The organism is Paenibacillus xylanivorans, assembly GCF_001280595.1.
Taxonomy (GTDB): Bacteria; Bacillota; Bacilli; order Paenibacillales; family Paenibacillaceae; genus Paenibacillus; species Paenibacillus xylanivorans.
On record NZ_LITU01000069.1, the window covers coordinates 1 to 1058 of the forward strand.

The 1058-nt window shown below is 43.6% G+C and carries 1 pseudogene; it reads left to right on the forward strand.

Annotated features, from left to right (window positions below):
• Positions 1–547: 547 nt before the first annotated feature.
• A pseudogene (locus AMS66_RS19720) lies at positions 548–1058 on the forward strand (GNAT family N-acetyltransferase); the annotation flags it as partial.

The following is a 1058-nucleotide window of genomic DNA, read 5'->3' on the forward strand; positions in this document are numbered from 1 at the left end:
GATTCATTATGTGAAAGACAAGTGGATGGTTGAAGCAATTTACTAAACCTCTGTCACACCGTAAATTACGGTCTGCTTCCTATCTCGAAGGAGCTTAAGGTTTCCGGAACGATCTACGATGGAATAAGGTAATGTCGCGAAACAGGAGCGTCCGACATCACTAACGGCAAAATCTGCAACCAACGGTAGAAACAGCAGAAAGTTTCTTACATGGAGACGCCGACAGGCTATTTTCTGCAATTCGATCCAAATGACAATGGCGAGTACAGAAGTTCTCCGATTGCTGCTATAGTCGAAGCCAGACGATCGGCTGGCTTTTCTCTTGGGAACATAGCAAGGGGTTGAAGATAGGCTGCAAATGAGATTATTGATAATGTGCAGATGAAAGAATTAGAAAGCTGTCGGTTATCCAGATTTTAATTGGATTTTTCTTGCATCTAACGGTTTTGCCACGATTTGAACTCATTAAGTTGTGGAAAATTCGATTTTATTCAAACATTCTCTAGTTTATCTATTAATTATTTTGATACTATTGGAGAAATTACAAATGTCTAAGGAAGTGAACATAATGACAAATCAACCAAATCAAGTAAGAAGTAAGCCTTTATTTTCACAAACGATAACTGATTTTTGGCGGACGCCATTTTTGAACGGAGACATCCTCTATACCGATGAAGTCTTTACTGTCACCATCAACCCGGACCTGGATAAAGACAGTCGGGTCATGGTCCTGGAAACCACCGATGGCCGGGTTATGGCGGTCCTGACGCCCGCGATGGCCGATAAGGTAGGCCCTTATCAAAGACAAGACCTGTCTGAGGAGATCTTTCGCCGGAAATTGAATGAAGCGGGAGTCACTCTGCATGGCGCAGATTATCTTTTTTATTTTTCAGAAGCCGATAAGAACGTCTTGCTGCAAGAAAACCTGGAAGGAGACTTGCGCAGGTTAACCGAGCAAGATGAGGCGGCTTTCTCCGAGTTCGCATCCTCCGCTTCAAAACAAGACTTGGATGACGCTTATGTGGAGTTGGATCACTGGGCGGTGTTCGGCTCTTTTG